18 protein-coding genes are annotated in these 14,401 nt (G+C 70.3%); 5 read left to right on the top strand and 13 right to left on the bottom strand.

All coding sequences use genetic code 11. From position 1 onward, the window contains the following. Positions 1–143: 143 nt before the first annotated feature. The 10 genes from U4Y91_RS09535 to madL all read right to left on the bottom strand — a co-directional run bounded on the left by U4Y91_RS09535 (position 144) and on the right by madL (position 8,310). Positions 144–665, bottom strand: a complete 522-nt coding sequence (locus tag U4Y91_RS09535; RefSeq protein ID WP_321804858.1) for a phospholipase D-like domain-containing protein — start codon at positions 663–665, stop codon at positions 144–146. Positions 666–859: 194 nt separating this feature from the next. Beyond that, positions 860–1,792 carry an acyltransferase domain-containing protein gene (locus U4Y91_RS09530; RefSeq protein ID WP_321804857.1) on the bottom strand — a complete coding sequence of 311 codons (933 nt, stop codon included), beginning with the start codon at positions 1,790–1,792 and terminating at the stop codon, positions 860–862. After that, on the bottom strand, positions 1,789–2,691 hold the full coding sequence (mdcB, locus tag U4Y91_RS09525) for a triphosphoribosyl-dephospho-CoA synthase MdcB (protein WP_321804856.1): 903 nt from the start codon (positions 2,689–2,691) through the stop codon (positions 1,789–1,791). Before mdcB ends, U4Y91_RS09530 begins: the two co-directional genes overlap by 4 nt. Further along, on the bottom strand, positions 2,688–3,356 hold the full coding sequence (mdcG, locus tag U4Y91_RS09520; protein WP_321804855.1) for a malonate decarboxylase holo-[acyl-carrier-protein] synthase: 669 nt from the start codon (positions 3,354–3,356) through the stop codon (positions 2,688–2,690). The genes mdcB and mdcG overlap by 4 nt, the downstream gene beginning before the upstream one ends. Continuing rightward, positions 3,343–4,050, bottom strand: coding sequence for a biotin-independent malonate decarboxylase subunit gamma (mdcE, locus tag U4Y91_RS09515; RefSeq protein ID WP_321804854.1), 708 nt, complete (start codon positions 4,048–4,050; stop codon positions 3,343–3,345). Before mdcE ends, mdcG begins: the two co-directional genes overlap by 14 nt. After that, positions 4,037–4,972 carry a biotin-independent malonate decarboxylase subunit beta gene (locus U4Y91_RS09510; protein WP_321804853.1) on the bottom strand — a complete coding sequence of 312 codons (936 nt, stop codon included), beginning with the start codon at positions 4,970–4,972 and terminating at the stop codon, positions 4,037–4,039. The genes mdcE and U4Y91_RS09510 overlap by 14 nt, the downstream gene beginning before the upstream one ends. Then, positions 4,969–5,283, bottom strand: a complete 315-nt coding sequence (gene mdcC / locus U4Y91_RS09505; RefSeq protein ID WP_321804852.1) for a malonate decarboxylase acyl carrier protein — start codon at positions 5,281–5,283, stop codon at positions 4,969–4,971. Before mdcC ends, U4Y91_RS09510 begins: the two co-directional genes overlap by 4 nt. Positions 5,284–5,293: 10 nt before the next feature. Beyond that, a complete protein-coding gene (gene mdcA, locus U4Y91_RS09500) occupies positions 5,294–6,967 on the bottom strand; it encodes a malonate decarboxylase subunit alpha (protein ID WP_321804851.1) in 1,674 nt (557 codons plus the stop codon). A gap of 168 nt (positions 6,968–7,135) precedes the next feature. Next, positions 7,136–7,903, bottom strand: a complete 768-nt coding sequence (gene madM / locus U4Y91_RS09495; protein ID WP_044844918.1) for a malonate transporter subunit MadM — start codon at positions 7,901–7,903, stop codon at positions 7,136–7,138. Between the two features lie 11 nt (positions 7,904–7,914). After that, positions 7,915–8,310, bottom strand: a complete 396-nt coding sequence (madL, locus tag U4Y91_RS09490; RefSeq protein ID WP_044844919.1) for a malonate transporter subunit MadL — start codon at positions 8,308–8,310, stop codon at positions 7,915–7,917. Positions 8,311–8,647: 337 nt separating this feature from the next. On the opposite strand from madL, the gene U4Y91_RS09485 reads away from it, so the two are divergent. Further along, the gene (locus U4Y91_RS09485; RefSeq protein WP_321804850.1) at positions 8,648–9,496 is read left to right on the top strand and encodes a LysR substrate-binding domain-containing protein; all 849 of its coding nucleotides are present in this window, start codon (positions 8,648–8,650) and stop codon (positions 9,494–9,496) included. A gap of 193 nt (positions 9,497–9,689) precedes the next feature. Next, positions 9,690–9,968, top strand: a complete 279-nt coding sequence (locus tag U4Y91_RS09480) for a DUF4148 domain-containing protein (RefSeq protein WP_321804849.1) — start codon at positions 9,690–9,692, stop codon at positions 9,966–9,968. A gap of 39 nt (positions 9,969–10,007) precedes the next feature. Here U4Y91_RS09480 and U4Y91_RS09475 read toward each other — a convergent pair whose 3' ends face one another. Continuing rightward, positions 10,008–10,925 carry a 3-hydroxyacyl-CoA dehydrogenase NAD-binding domain-containing protein gene (locus tag U4Y91_RS09475; protein ID WP_321804848.1) on the bottom strand — a complete coding sequence of 306 codons (918 nt, stop codon included), beginning with the start codon at positions 10,923–10,925 and terminating at the stop codon, positions 10,008–10,010. Positions 10,926–11,170: 245 nt separating this feature from the next. Between U4Y91_RS09475 and U4Y91_RS09470 the strand changes: the two genes are divergently transcribed. Further along, a complete protein-coding gene (locus U4Y91_RS09470) occupies positions 11,171–11,611 on the top strand; it encodes an Hsp20/alpha crystallin family protein (protein WP_321804847.1) in 441 nt (146 codons plus the stop codon). Positions 11,612–11,627: 16 nt separating this feature from the next. After that, the gene (locus tag U4Y91_RS09465; protein WP_321804846.1) at positions 11,628–12,041 is read left to right on the top strand and encodes an Hsp20/alpha crystallin family protein; all 414 of its coding nucleotides are present in this window, start codon (positions 11,628–11,630) and stop codon (positions 12,039–12,041) included. A gap of 113 nt (positions 12,042–12,154) precedes the next feature. Here U4Y91_RS09465 and U4Y91_RS09460 read toward each other — a convergent pair whose 3' ends face one another. Continuing rightward, positions 12,155–12,457, bottom strand: a complete 303-nt coding sequence (locus tag U4Y91_RS09460) for a zf-TFIIB domain-containing protein (RefSeq protein WP_321804845.1) — start codon at positions 12,455–12,457, stop codon at positions 12,155–12,157. Between the two features lie 61 nt (positions 12,458–12,518). Further along, positions 12,519–13,274, bottom strand: coding sequence for a TerC family protein (locus tag U4Y91_RS09455; RefSeq protein WP_321804844.1), 756 nt, complete (start codon positions 13,272–13,274; stop codon positions 12,519–12,521). A 108-nt stretch (positions 13,275–13,382) separates the two neighbouring features. On the opposite strand from U4Y91_RS09455, the gene U4Y91_RS09450 reads away from it, so the two are divergent. Further along, positions 13,383–14,276, top strand: a complete 894-nt coding sequence (locus tag U4Y91_RS09450) for a LysR family transcriptional regulator (RefSeq protein WP_321804843.1) — start codon at positions 13,383–13,385, stop codon at positions 14,274–14,276. Positions 14,277–14,401: the final 125 nt, after the last annotated feature.

Raw genomic sequence — 14,401 nt, 5'->3', positions numbered from 1 at the left:
GACCTGCGCGCCGGCACCTGTTCAACGAGCATGGTTCATCGGACACGCCGATGCAAGCGGGGTCATACCGGCCTGCGCGGCAGGTCAATCGCGGCTCGAAAAAGGATCGGTGGCGTTCGCCCGGGCGGGCCGCCGTCAAGCGCTCAGAGCCCGCCGGCCTGCCGATACAGCCGCCAGAACGACTGCGCGTACGACTGCGCGAGTTCCGGCGCGCGCTGGAACACGTTGACCGTTTCCGCGTGCGCGGCCGCGTCGTCGGACAACGTCGTCAGCGCGACGCTGTCGTCGACGATCACGAAGCGGGGTGCGGGGTCGCCGTGCCGCGAATCGATCGCGACGTCGATGCCGGCCGATTTCAGAAAGCCCGCGCCGCTGTACTTGCCCGCACGCGACGAGCGCACCAGCACGACCCGCACGTCGACCCCGCGCGAACGCGCCGCGCGCAGCGCCGCCGCGACCGCGGGCGGCACGTAGGCGTAGCCGGCGAGCAGCACGCGGCGCTGTGCCTGACCGATCAGGTCGACGGTCGCGTCGGCCGCCGCATTGTCATACGAAAAGTACCTGCCGACCGATGCGGCGTCGGACGGAATCGGGCTGGCGTGGGCGGTCGCCGCACAGCAAAGCGCGGCGACGAGGAAGGCGGCTGGTCTCATGGCGGGCGCCATTGTAGCGACGCCAATTCGCATGACAAGCGCCTGCTGCAGCACTGCTGCGCCGGCGCAACACCCGGCGCGGAACGACCGGTCGGCAGGCGGAATTCGGACCGGATTCGAAGCGGATTCGAACTGGATTTGAACCGGATTTCGAAGCGGATTTGAAGCGGTTCCGGCGCGTGATCCGGCCGCTTGCACGCCGCCGGTCAGCCGGCCGCGACGCGCGCGAGCCAGCTCGCGATACCATCGACGGAACGGAAATCCGCGACGCTGCGTGCCGGCAGCGCCGGATACGCGCCACCCGCCATCTCGGCCAGTGCGCGGCCCGGGCCGAGTTCGAGAAACGCGGTCGCGCCGGCCTCGACGCACGCGGCCAGGCAGGCCGCCCACTCGACCGGCTCCGCGATCTGGCGCGCGAGCTTGTCGAGCCCGGCGTCGACATCGAGCACCGACGCGCCGTCGATCCCCGAAAACAGTCGCGTGCCGGGCAGCGGCCGGTGCACGTTCACAGCGGCCAGCGATGCGCGAAACGCGGGCACCGCCGCCGCGAGCCGGCGCGTGTGCGACGCAATCCGCACGCACACGGGCGCGACACGCAGCGCACCGTCGCGTGCGGCGGCGTCGGCCACCGCGGCGACGTCGGCCTGCCGCCCGGCCAGCACGAACGCATCGCCGGGATTGGCGATCGCGATCGCGGCATCGCGGCCGTCGCAGAGTTGCGCGAGCCGCGCACGCGTCAGCCCGCGCACGAACGCCATCCGTTCATCGCCGCCGCTCGCGGCATCCATGGCGCGCGCGCGCGCATCGGCCAGCGCCAGCGCGTCGTGCGGATCGATCATCCCCGCGACGCTCCACGATGCGACTTCGCCGACGCTGTACCCCGCGACGCAACGACGCCGGGGCCACATCGCCTCGAGCAACATCGTCGCCGCAAGCGCCTGCACCGTGCAGAGGATCTGCGCAGCGCGGTTCTCACGCAGCGCATCCGGTTCGGCGTGTCGCACCCAGTCGCGCGGATCGTCGCCGAGGAGCCGGCCGGCGTGCGCGAACAGCGCATCGGCTTGCGGCACCGCGCCGGTCAGCTCGAACATGTCTGCACGCTGCGCACCTTGCCCCGAACAGAGGATCGCCAGCGTCATCGTCCCTCCTCGTTCGTCTCGTCCGTCTCGTCCGTCTCGCCCGTTTCGTCCGTCTCGAGCGCATCGACGAACACGCTCATCGCCAGCAGGTCGGCCGCGCCGCCCGGGCTCAGCCGGCGCGCGACGAACGCGCGGTGCGCGGCGGCCGCGCGCAGTCGCCAGTCGCGGGCGCGGATGCCGCCGCGGGCAACGAATGCGCGTGCCGTGGCGCGCGCGAAATCGAGGCCGGCCTGCCCGCCCCGGTGCAGCAGGTTCGTATCGTCGAGCGCGGCGATCAGCGCGAAGCAGGCGTCGACGCGCGCGGCCTCCGGATCGTCCGGCATGCAGCGCTGCGCGCGGCGCAGGGCCGGCAGCCCGACGTCGTACACGGTCGTGAACCCGTCGGCCGCCTCGCGACGCGCGCCGCCGACACCGTAGCGGCGGCTCGCGCGCTCGCCGTGACTGTCGGGCAGACGCGGACCGCCGAGGATCTCGGTGCCCCAGCGCCGCGCGACGAACGCACCGAGCGTCATCGCGCGTGCCGCGGTGCCCGGCACCGTGCGGTGGCCGGCGGCCGCGCACAGCAGCCCGAGCCCGAAGATCGCGCCGCGATGCGTGTTGACGCCGCCGGTCGCGGCAAGCATCGCGTGTTCCGCACGCAGCCCGATCTTGCGCAGCACGGCCATGTCCGCGTCACGCGCGCCGGCTTCGGCGAGCTCCGCGAAGTACGGCCGCAGCACGGCCGCGCTGCGCACGAACATCATGGCATCCATGTCCGCGTGACTGCCGGTGTCGACGTGACTGACGAGGCCCGGCTTCGGATAGGTGTCGATTTCCAGCACGAGGCTGCGCTCGGCGAGTTCGGCGATGCGCTCGGCATCGGACGGCACCGGCGCGCGGCAGGCGGCCCACGCACTCATCGCGTGCCTCCGGTGAATGCGTCGGCAGGCATCAATTCGACGGCGATCGCCGTCTTGACCGCGACTTCAGGCAGCCGCGCATGCAGCTCGCGCCAGTTCACGCCCGCGCCGTCGTCGCGCAGCAGTTCGCCGTCGATGCGCATCGGCGCGCGTGCGTCGAGTGCCGCCAGGCCATCGAGCAGCGCGGCGAGCGATCCGGCGTCCGGCAGCGGAAACACCAGGTCGAGATCGGACGACGCGCTCAGGAAGCGCTCGCCCGTCAGCGCCTGCCATGCGAGGCTGCCGAATACGCGGCCCTGCACGCCGCAGCGGGCGCCGAGCGCAGCCAGTTCGCGCAGCGTCGCATGCCATGCGTCGGGTGCGACAGCGAGCACATCGGCGAGCGTGGGCAGCGGACCGACCGACGCGAGCGCGTCGGCGGCGACGTTCAGTGCAATGCGCCGCTTGCCCGCCGAAGGCGGCAGCGGCAAGCCGAGCGGAATGCGCCCCGCATCGGCCTCGTCGGGCGACGCGCGGCGCACGATCAGCGGCCAGCCGTGCGCGGCCCACGCCTGCGCGAGCGGATCGGCCGCCAGCGCGGGATCGCGCGCGCAGGCCGCGCCCCACCCGGCCGCCGTCAGCGTGACGAGCGTGTGGCGGCGCAGCGGCGTGTCAGCGTGCGGCACGCGCGAGTGCCTCGACGCGCCGCGCGACGTCGGCCGCGACCGGCCGGCCGCGCGCCGCACGCACGTCGTCGCGATCAGCCGGCTTGCCGAGCCACTCGCCGACCTGCGCGTCGAGCGCGCGGGCCGGGTCGAGCACGGCGTCGACGGCGCCCATCTTCACGAGGTTGTCGAGCCCCGGCGCGAACACCGGCGTCGAGCGCGCCATCTCCTTCAGCACGTCGATCGGCAGCTTCGTCACGCGCGACATCGACGGCAGGTCCATCACTTCCGGCTCCGCGCCCGGCACCGCGAGCAGCGTGCGCGTCGCCAGCGCGGTCGCGATGAACGCGCCGGCGGCCGTATGGCCGTACAGCAGGCCGATCGTCCGGTGCCCGGCGAGCTCCGCGTGCATCAGGCATTTCGCGAGATGCGACAAGCCTTCGTTCAGGCCGAGCAGTTCGTCGCGCTTGCTCATCCGCTGGCTGTCGCTGTCGACGAGCACGAGAATCGGCATGTCGCCGCCGCGCCTGATTGTGTCGAGCACGTGCGACGCGAGCGTCACGGCTTCGTCGATGCCGAACGGCAGCCGGTCGGCGACGCCGATCACGTCGACGCGCGTGCCGGTCAGATCAGCGTGGCCCGCCAGCAAGCCGCCGGTTCGCGTGATCGAGTGGCCGTTCGGGAACAGCGAGGTCAGTACTTCATCGAGCGTCATGCTGCGACTCCTGCAGTTGATCGGCGAGCTTCGCGAATTCATCGTCGGGCATGCCGGGAATCGCTTCCGGCTCGCTCGCGCCGAGCGCGCGCCACACGTCGAGCGCGTCCTTGCATGCGTCGAACCGTTCGACGCGCGCTTCGAGGCGCGACTGCTCCGCGCGCAGCATCGCTGCGTCGAATTTCGGCGCACGGCCGATCAGGTCGAGCGCGGCCGCGCGAAACGCGTCGGGCGTATCGGCCAAGTAGCGGTCCGCGCCGCCGATCAGCCGGCGATGCTTGCCGCCCATCGTGCGCCAGATCAGCGCGCGGTCCTTCGCATCGAATTCCTCGACGCCGCGATTGGTCTCGATCACCTCGGGCCCCGACACGCTGATGCGCCCCTGCTCGGACACCGCGAGCGCCGAACAGCACGCGGCGAGCAGGCCGCCGCCGCCGTAGCAGCCCGCACGCCCGCCGATCAGCCCGATCACCGGCACGCCGGCCGCGCGCGCCTCGACGAGCGCACGCATGATCTCGGCGATCGCCAGTTCGCCCGCATTCGCTTCCTGCAGCCGCACGCCACCCGTATCGAACAGGATCAGCACCGGCGTGCCGAGGTCGCGCGCCGCACGCAGCAGCCCCGTGAGCTTCGCGCCGTGCACTTCGCCGAACGCGCCGCCCATGAAGCGGCCCTCCTGCGCGGCGACGAACACCGGCTTGCCGTCGAGCCGGCCGTGGCCGACCACCATCCCGTCGTCGAACTGCTGCGGCAGGTCGAACAGCGGCAGGTGCGGGCTCGTCACGCGTTCGCCCGGCCCGAGAAATTCGGTGAAGCTGCCCGCGTCGAGCAGCCCGTCTACGCGCTGGCGCGCCGACGCTTCGTACCAGCTCGCGCGGTTCGCGACGAACGCGGGTGCGTCGTGGATCACGTCGTTCGTCATGCGTCCCCCTCGATCGCGCGCACGGCCTGCGCGAGCCGCAGCGACACCATGTCGGGCCGCGCGCCGCCGTCGTTGATCGACAGCTTCAGGCCGCCCGGCGCGCGCCGTTCGACGAAGTCCGACACGACGGCCTGCCACACCGCGCCGAAACCGACCGCCGCGGTGCGGATGTCGATCTCACATTCGTTGCCCGGCAGCACGCGCTCGACGAGCACCTCGAGATTGCCGGACGCGACCACGCCGACGAGCGCCGTGGCCTGCTCGCCCTTCGCACGTTCGCGCGCGGTGAAGCGATAGTTCAACTGTTCCATGCCCTCTTCCTCACCAGTTGCGGAACCGGGCCGGCGGCGCATACAGGCCGCCCGACCAGTGCACGAGATCCTTGATCGAGCGCGCGGCAAGCCAGCGGCGGTCGGCGTCGAGCGGATCGATACCGAGATCCTCCGGGCGGCGGATCACGCCGCGCTCGCGCAGCCGTTCGACCAGCCTGCGATCGCGGCCGCGGCCGACTTCCGTATAGCCGGCCACGCCGCGGATCGCATGCTCGCGTTCGTCCTTGTCGCGGCACATCAGCAGGTTCGCGATCCCTTCCTCGGTGACGATGTGCGTAACGTCGTCGCCGTAGACCATGATCGGCGCGAGGTCGAGCTGCAGCTTGTCGGCGAGCTTCAGCGCGTCGAGCTTCTCGACGAACATCGGCACGTTCTTGTCGCCGAACGTCTCGCCGATCTGCACGACCAGCTTGCGGCCGCGCCTGAGCGCCGCCGGCGTGCCGGGGTCGGCCTCCGCACCGGCCTTCAGCCACGGTTCGCTCGGATGGCGCCGACCGCGCGCGTCGCTGCCCATGTTCGGCGCGCCGCCGAACCCGGCGATCCGCTCGGCCGTGACCGTCGACGAATGGCCGGACAGGTCGATCTGCAGCGTCGAGCCGATGAACATGTCGCATGCGTAGAGGCCGGCGGTCTGGCAGAACGCGCGATTCGAGCGCAGCGACCCGTCGGGGCCCGTGAACCACACGTCGGAGCGCGCGCGGATGTAGTCGTCCATCCCGACTTCGGAGCCGAAGCAGTGAACCTGCTCGACCCAGCCCGATTCGATCGCGGGAATCAGGGTCGGGTGCGGATTGAGCGCCCAGTGCGTGCAGACCTTGCCCTTCAGCCCGAGCTTCGCGCCGTAGGTCGGCAGCAGCAGCTCGATCGCGGCCGTGTTGAAACCGATCCCGTGGTTCAGGCGCTTGATCCCGTACGGTTCGTAGATGCCCTTGATCGCGAGCATCGCGGTCAGGATCTGGGTCTCGGTGATCGCGGCCGGGTCGCGCGTGAACAGCGGCTCGACGTAGAACGGCCGGCCGGCCTCGACGACGAAATGCACGCGGTCGCCCGGAATGTCGACGCGCGGCACCTTGTCGACGATGCGGTCGACCTGCGCGATCACGATGCCGTCCTTGAACGCGGTGGCCTCGACGACGGTCGGCGTGTCTTCCGTGTTCGGGCCGGTGTACAGGTTGCCGTCGGCATCGGCGCTGACCGCCGCGATCAGCGCGACCTGCGGCGTGAGATCGATGAAGTAGCGGGCGAACAACTCGAGATACGTGTGCACCGCGCCGAGCGCGATCTTGCCGCCGAACAGCAGCTTCGCGATGCGCTGCGACTGCGGGCCCGAATACGCGAAGTCGAGCCGCTTCGCGATGCCGCGCTCGAACACGTCGAGATGCTCGGGCAGCACGACGCCCGACTGCACCATGTGCAGGTCGTGGATCTTCGCGCTGTCGACGTCGGCGAGCGCGGTGGCGAGCAGGTCGGCCTGCTTCTGGTTGTCGCCTTCGAGGCAAACGCGGTCGCCGGGCCGCAGCACCGCTTCGAGCAACGCGACGGTGTCGCGCGCATCGACCCGCTTGCCGCGCGCCCCGGAGGAAGTGGCCTTGGGCCACGCGAAGGCCGCGCCGGCCGCGAGGCGTGCATCGCGCGCCTGCCGCGCGTGATTCCATCCCGTCATGAACAGTTCTCCCGCTTCGATGGTTCAGCGGCATTCTAAGCCTGGCGCCGCCGCCGATTGATGATGTTGACGAATGCGACTCAGAGGACGCCGCGATGGATGCGGCCCCGCCGCGGCCCGCGCACGCCGGCGCTGGCGCATCGGTCGCCCGGATCGCACACCTGGCGGCTAGGCGCCGACCAGCGCGCGCGTCGTGAAGAACAGCACCGACGGCCCGAGCAGGCAGCCGACGCCGGTATGGAACGTCGCGACCAGCGCGCCGTACGGTACGAGCCGGCGATCGGTCGCAGCAAGGCCCGCGCTCACGCCGCTGACGGTGCCGGCGAGGCCGCCGAAGATCATCGCGGAGCGCGGCGTCTTCAGGCCCATGAAGTTGGCCGCGACCGGCGTGCCGATCATCACGATGATCGCCTTCACGAGGCCCGTCGCGATGCTGAGCGCGATCACGTCGGAGCTCGCGCCGATCGCCGCGCCCGTGACGGGCCCGACGATGTAGGTGACGGCGCCCGCGCCGATGGTCGTCATGCTGACCGCATCGGTATAACCGAACGCGCGCGCGATGCACGCGCCGACGATGAACGGCAGCACGGTGCCGAGCAGCAGCGACACGACGCCGACCAGGCCGGCCTTGCGCGCCTCGGTCGGCTGCACTTCGAACGCGGTCGCGACGATCGCGAAATCGCGCAGCATCGCGCCGCCCATCAGGCCGACGCCGGCGAACAGCTTGACGTCGGCCAGCCCCTTCTCGCCGCCGGTGAACGCGCCGCCGACATACGCAAGCACGAGGCCGATCACGATCGCGATCGCGGAGCCGTGCACGCGGCCGAAGGTGAGCTTGCGCGACGCGAGCGACGACAGCCACATGATCAGGCCGACCAGCGCGAACGACGCGACGAGCCCGTTGTGGGCGACGGTTTTTTCGAGCATCTGCAGCATGGCGGCCTCCGTTACTGTTCTTCGAATTGCGGCACGCCCGCGAAGGCCGTGTCGTCGCGCCCGGTGCGCACGAGTACCGCAATGCAGCATGCGCAGATCGCGACCGCGCCGATGGCCGCAAGCAGCGCGACCGGCCCGCCCTTCAGCGCGGCGACGACGTTCTGGTTCGCGGCCATCGCGACGACGACCGGGATGTACATCGCGCCCCAGAAACCGACGCCGGCCTCGGTCTCCTTCGGCAGCCAGCCGCGCCGGTGCAGCCACAGGCGCAGGCAGATCAGCAGCAGCATCGCGATGCCGACGCCACCGACGTTGGTCTTCACGCCGATCGCGGCGCCCAGCAGGTCGCCGAGGAACAGTCCGGCCAGATGGCAGAACGCCAGCAGCGCGGTTCCGTAGATGATCATGAGTCGTCTCCAGTCTCTTCGTGACGGGCGCCTGACGCGTGCGGGAGCCAGGCCCGCGCGGCGGTCCCGGGCGCGGACGATCTGTCTCCTGCGGCGGGGCGCCGCGGCCCGGCGGCTCGTCGTGCGAGCGCGTTCTCGGGCGGTCGATGGGATGATGCGGTTTCGGGCCGGACGCCGGATGGCTTAGACTGACCGATGGAGCCGGCGGCGCGACACGGGCTACGCGTCCGGTGCGCCCCTGCCGTTTGCATGGGCCGCACCAGGGCGTGATCCGATACTAGCGCCGCACCATCCGGCCATTTATGAAGTTGTCGAAACCGATTCAGTGGATTTAGCAATGCGTCCATTACCGCCCGAGCTGCTGCGCAGCTTCGTCGCCGTCGCCCAGTCCGGCAGCTTCACCGCCGCGTCCGAACGCGTAAACCTGTCGCAGTCGACCGTCAGCCAGCACATCCGCCGCCTCGAGGAGCTGCTCGACCGGCCGCTGTTCGAGCGCGACACGCGCAACGTGCACCTGTCGCAGCACGGCGACGCGCTGTTCCGCTACGCGGTGCGCATCCTCGAGCTGATGGACGAGGCCGTCACGTCGGTGTGCGGCCCGCCGCTGTCGGGCAAGGTGCGGCTCGCGATGTCGGAGGATTTCGCGTCCGCGCACCTGACGGCCGCGCTCGCGAGCTTCGTACAGCGCAATCCGGAAGTCGAGCTCGCGATCTCGACCGGGCTGTCGGGCGACCTGTTCGATGCGCTCGACGAAGGCCGTCACGACCTGGTGTTCGCGAAACGCGTCGCGGGCAGCCGGCGCGGCCGCGTGATCCGCAGCGAACCGCTGTACTGGTGCACCGGCCCCGATTCGCGGATCACCGGTCACGAGGCCGTGCTGCCGCTCGCGATGCATCCGGAGCCGAGCGTATCGCGCCGCCGCGTGCTCGAGTCGCTCGAGGCGGTCGGCCGCCCTTACCGGATCGCCGTCGTGAGCAGCAGCATCGCGGTGCTGCGCGCGGCCGCGAGCGCGGGGCTCGGCGTCAGCGCGTTCGCCGGCTACGTGATTCCGGCCGGGCTCGCGCGGCTCGACGCGGGGCTCCCCGAACTCGGCGAACTCGAATACGTGATCGACCGGCCCGCGGCCGCGTCGCGCTCGACGCTCGCGCTCGAAGCGACGCTGATCGCGGCGGCGGCCGAGCTGTAGCGATCGCTGCCGCCGTCAGGCCGATGCCGATGCCGATGCCGCCCCGCCGCGGCGCGGTGTTCGCGCGCAACTGACAGTCTTGCCCGGAACGCGTCATCGTCCGCGCAGTCCCCGCTCGCGACAATGGGCCCCATCGGAACGCACGGCAGTGTGCCGCGCGTCCGCTGTCCCGTCCCCTTGATCGGAGCACACCATGAACGTCGTGCGATTCGCCGTCGCGGCCGCCGCAGCCGCGCTGCTGTCCCCCGCCTTTGCGCAAACCGATGCCGCCGCCCCCGCGCAGGGCCTGACGCGCGCGGAAGTCGTCGCCCAGTTGAAGCAGGCCTACCTCGACGGCGAACTGCCGACCAACGACGGCAACTATCCGCCGAATGCCGCGACGCGCGCGCGCAATCGCGAACTGGTGCAGGAAGCACAGCCCGCGTGGCTCGCGCAGACGCCGCGGGCACCGCAAACGGCCGTGCAGCAATAGCCTTTCACGGCGCGACCGGAACGCCGCGCGGCGGCGCGCTCAGGGCAGGAAGCTGCGGCGCCGCGCGTCGATCAGCTCGACGAGCAGCCGGTCGCGCTCGGCCGCCAGTTCCTGCATCGAACGCTCGCCCTGGATCGCGCGCAGTTCGTCGTTCAGCTTGCGATCGACGGCCGGATCGAACGACGGCGTGCCGAGGTCGTCCCACCACGTCGTGATCGGCCCCGACAGGTGTTCGAGGAAGTGCGCGATGCCGCCCGCGCCGCCGCCGAGGTGATAGGTCAGGCACTGCCCCATCAGTCCCCAGCGCAAGCCCGGGCCCCACGCGACCGCCTTGTCCGCATCGGCGACGCTCACCACGCCCTCGCCGACGAGGTGATAGACCTCGCGAAACAGCGCGGCCGCGAGCCGGTTCGCGACATGGCCGGTCATTTCCTTGTTGAGCACGATCGTCTGCTTGCCGAGTGCGTCGTAGAAATCCTTCACGCGCGCGATCACGCTCGAGTCGGTCGCATCGCCGCCGACCAGCTCGACGAGCGGAATCAGGTGCGGCGGGTTGAACGGATGCGCGATCAGGCAGCGTTCCGGATGCTTGTCGCACGCGGTCTGGATCTCGGACATCTTCAGGCCCGACGAACTCGACGCGATCGGCACGCGCGCGGGCAGCACGTCGTCCATCTGCCGGTACAGCGCGCGCTTCAGGTCGAGCCGCTCGGGGCCGTTTTCCTGCACGAAATCGACGCCGTCGAGCGCGCGCACGAGATCGGCATCGAACGACAGCCGCGCGGAAAGTTCGGCGGCCCGCTCGCCGAGGAAGGCGGCGAGCGCGTCGCGCAGCCGCGCGTCGGCCTGCGGCGCGGGATCGGTCGCGACGACGTCGAAGCCCTTCGACAGATAGAAAGCCGCCCAGCTCGCGCCGATCACGCCGGCCCCGACGATCGCGATGCGTTGAATGTCCATGTCCGTTCCGTCTCCGTGGTCTGTGGATAGCGCGACGATTGTCGCATCGATCCCCGTGACGACGCGTCGATGCCGGTTGCACTTTCCCTCTTGAAAACCGCTGCGGCGACCTCTAATTACCCGTTGCAAGGCAGTGCCCGTCACGCGCACTGCCCCCGTTTCGACTCAGCGAAAAACCGTGCGTCGCACTCGCCATCGGCGTCGCGGCATCGTGTCTTTCGCGTTTCATGTTCCGGAGGATCCTCATGAGCGGTATTCATTTCGGTCACGACCTGTTCGACGAATTCGCCCGCGTGCAGCGGCAGATGGCGAGCCTGTTCGGCGAGCCCCCGACCGGCATCCGCGCGGTGCGGCCGAGCGCGTTCCCCGCGCTGAACGTCGGCGCGACCGACGACGCGATCGAGATCGTCGCGTTCGCCCCCGGCATGGCCGCGGCCGACTTCGACGTCTCGATCGACAAGGACCTGCTGACGATCAGCGGCGAGCGCAAGCGCCTGCCGCACGATGCCGGCGACGACGTGCGCACCTATGCGCAGGAGCGCTTTCACGGCGCGTTCCGCCGGGTCGTCGAGCTGCCGCAGAACGCGGACGCCGACAACGTCAGCGCCCGCTATGAAAACGGCTGCCTGCTGATTCGCGTCGGCCGGCGCGAGGCCTCGAAGCCGCGTGCGATCACCGTTCAGTAACCTTCAGGAGAACGACATGAATACGAGCCAGACCCTGACCGAACGCCAGACCGGTGCCGCGCAGGCAGCAGCAGCAGCCGAAGCCGTGCGCCGGCCCGCGATCACGCCGGCCGTCGACATCGTCGAAGACAGGCAGCGCGTCACGCTGCGTGCCGACCTGCCCGGCGTGCCGCGCGAAAACCTCGACGTGAAGGTGCACGACAACACGCTGACGATCGAAGCCGACACGCGCATCGACACGCCGGCCGACCTGCGCGTGCGTCATGCCGAAGTCCGCGCGCCGCGCTACGTGCGCACGTTCGTGCTGAGCCCCGATCTCGACACGTCACGGATCGATGCGAGCCTGCGCGACGGCGTGCTCACGCTGACGATTCCGCGCCGCGAGGAAACGCGCCCGCGCCGCATCGACGTGACGGCCGGCAACGCGTAATGCCGGCGCGTGTTCATCACGCGACGCGCATGACGAATGACGAAGCCCCGCCGAGCATGACGCCCGGCGGGGCTTTTTTCGACGTGCTGAGCAGTACACGCTCGCCGTCGCGTTCAATCGAAATCGAACAGGTCGAACACCGACTTCTTGCGACGCCGGCCGTCGTGCCGGTAACGGTCGTCGTGCGCGCGGCCGTCGCGCCCCCAGCCGTCGTCACGCCCGCGCAGCGCCTGCGCATCGTGCCGCACCGGCACCTCGTCGCGGCGCGCCGGCCCATCGCCGGTTTCGCGCGCGATCAGCTTGTCGAGTTCGCCGCGATCGAGCCACACGCCGCGGCACGTCGGACAGTAGTCGATCTCGATCGACTGCCGCTCGGCCATCAGCAGGTCGGGTGTCTTGCAGACCGGACATTTCATCGCGTTTCTCCTTTCGTCGGACATTCCGAATCGAGGGCGGGCCACGGCCCGCCCGCTCGGCTCAGCGACCTTCGCCGCGCGCCACGCGCTTCGCCTTCGCGCGCCGCGCCAGCATGTTCATGCCCTCGACGAACGCCGAGAACGCCATGGCCGCGTAGATATAGCCCTTCGGTACATGCGACCCGAAGCCTTCCGCGATCAGCGTCATGCCGATCACGACGAGGAACGACAGCGCGAGCATCACGATGGTCGGGTTGCGGTCGATGAAACGTGCGAGCGGCTGGGCGGCGAACAGCATCACGGACACAGCGACGATCACCGCGACGAACATGATCGGGACGTGCTCGGTCATGCCGATCGCGGTCACGATGCTGTCGATCGAGAACACGATGTCGAGCATCACGATCTGGCCGATCGCGGCCCACATCGTCAGGCCGGCCGCGCCGCCGGACGCGCCCGCGCCGTCGCCGTCATGCGACACGTGGTGATGGATCTCGGTGGTCGCCTTCCACACGAGGAACAGGCCGCCCGACAGCAGGATCATGTCGCGCCACGAGAACGCGTGATCGAACAGCATGAACACGGGTTGGGTCAGGCTCGCGATCCACGCGACGCTGCCGAGCAGCGCGAGGCGCATCACGAGCGCGAGCGCGATGCCGAGGCGCTGCGTGCGGGCGCGCTGCGCTTCGGGCAGCTTGTTGCTGAGGATCGAGATGAAGATCAGGTTGTCGATGCCGAGCACGACTTCCATCACGACGAGCGTCAGGAGCGCGGCCCAGACGGCGGGGTCGGCGGCAAGTGTCAGCAGGGAGTCCATGAAAAGGGCCGATTCGAAGGTGGAAAGCCCGATGATAGCCACCCCATGACTTCGAAAAAATCAGAGAGAATCTGATATTTGGTTCGGTTTTTACGAAATGATGATCCGATGCTGAATTTTCGACACCTGTACTATTTCTGGGTCGTGGTAAAGGAAGGCGGCTTCGCGCGGGCCGCCGAGCGGCTCGACATGGCCGTGCAGACGATCAGCGCGCAGGTCCGCGAGCTGGAAAAGTCGCTTGGCCACCAGTTGCTGCGCCCGGCCGGGCGCGGTGTCGCGATGACCGACGCGGGTCAGGCCGCGTATGCGCGTGCGGAGGTCATCTTCGAGATGGGCCGGCTGATTCCCGACGAAGTGCGCGCGGCGGCCAGCCAGCCGACCGTGCGGCTCGCGGTCGGCCTCGCGGACGGGATCTCGAAGCTCGCCGCGCATGCGCTCCTCGCGCCGGTGCTCGACACGCCCACGCTGCGGCTGCTGTGCCACGAAGGCGAGCACGACGCGCTGCTCGCGGAACTGGCGCTGCATCACCTCGATCTGGTGCTGGCCGGCCAGGGCGCGCCGTCGGGGTCGAATCTGCGGGTGACGAGCGAGCGGCTCGTCGCGTCGCCGGTCGACTGGTATGGCCCCGCGGCGCTCGTCACGGCGGGCGCGCGGCAGCGCTTTCCGCTGTGCCTCGCCGAGCTGCCGGTGCTGCTGCCGACCGCCCATTCGGCGCTGCGCGCGCGCCTGGACCTGTGGCTGGAGCGCGAACGGATCGTGCCCCGCATCGCCGGCGAATTCGAGGACAGCGCGCTGATGGCCGTGTTCGCGGCGCGCGGCCTCGGCGTGTTTCCGCTCAGCGAACTCGGCGCGAACGACGCATCGCTGCTGCGCGGGCTGCGCCGGCTCGGCCGCGCGGGCGACGTGACCGAGGAGATCCATGCGATCCGCTCGCGGCGCGGCGAACACCACCCGCTGGCGTCGCGATTGCTCGCCGCCGCGCGGCCGGCGCCGGCCGGCTGAAGCGAGCGCGACATCAAACGAAACTATAATGACGCCCCGGCCATACGAGATTGCCACGCGCATCGCACCGGCCCCGCCGCCGCGTGCGTTGCGCCCGCAGCCCCGCGCGGCATCTCGCCGAGCCT

The organism is Burkholderia sp. BCC1993, from assembly GCF_905339865.1.
GTDB lineage: Bacteria > Pseudomonadota > Gammaproteobacteria > Burkholderiales > Burkholderiaceae > Burkholderia.
Note: the sequence above shows the minus strand (reverse complement) of the source record. Positions and strands in the feature narration are given on the sequence as shown.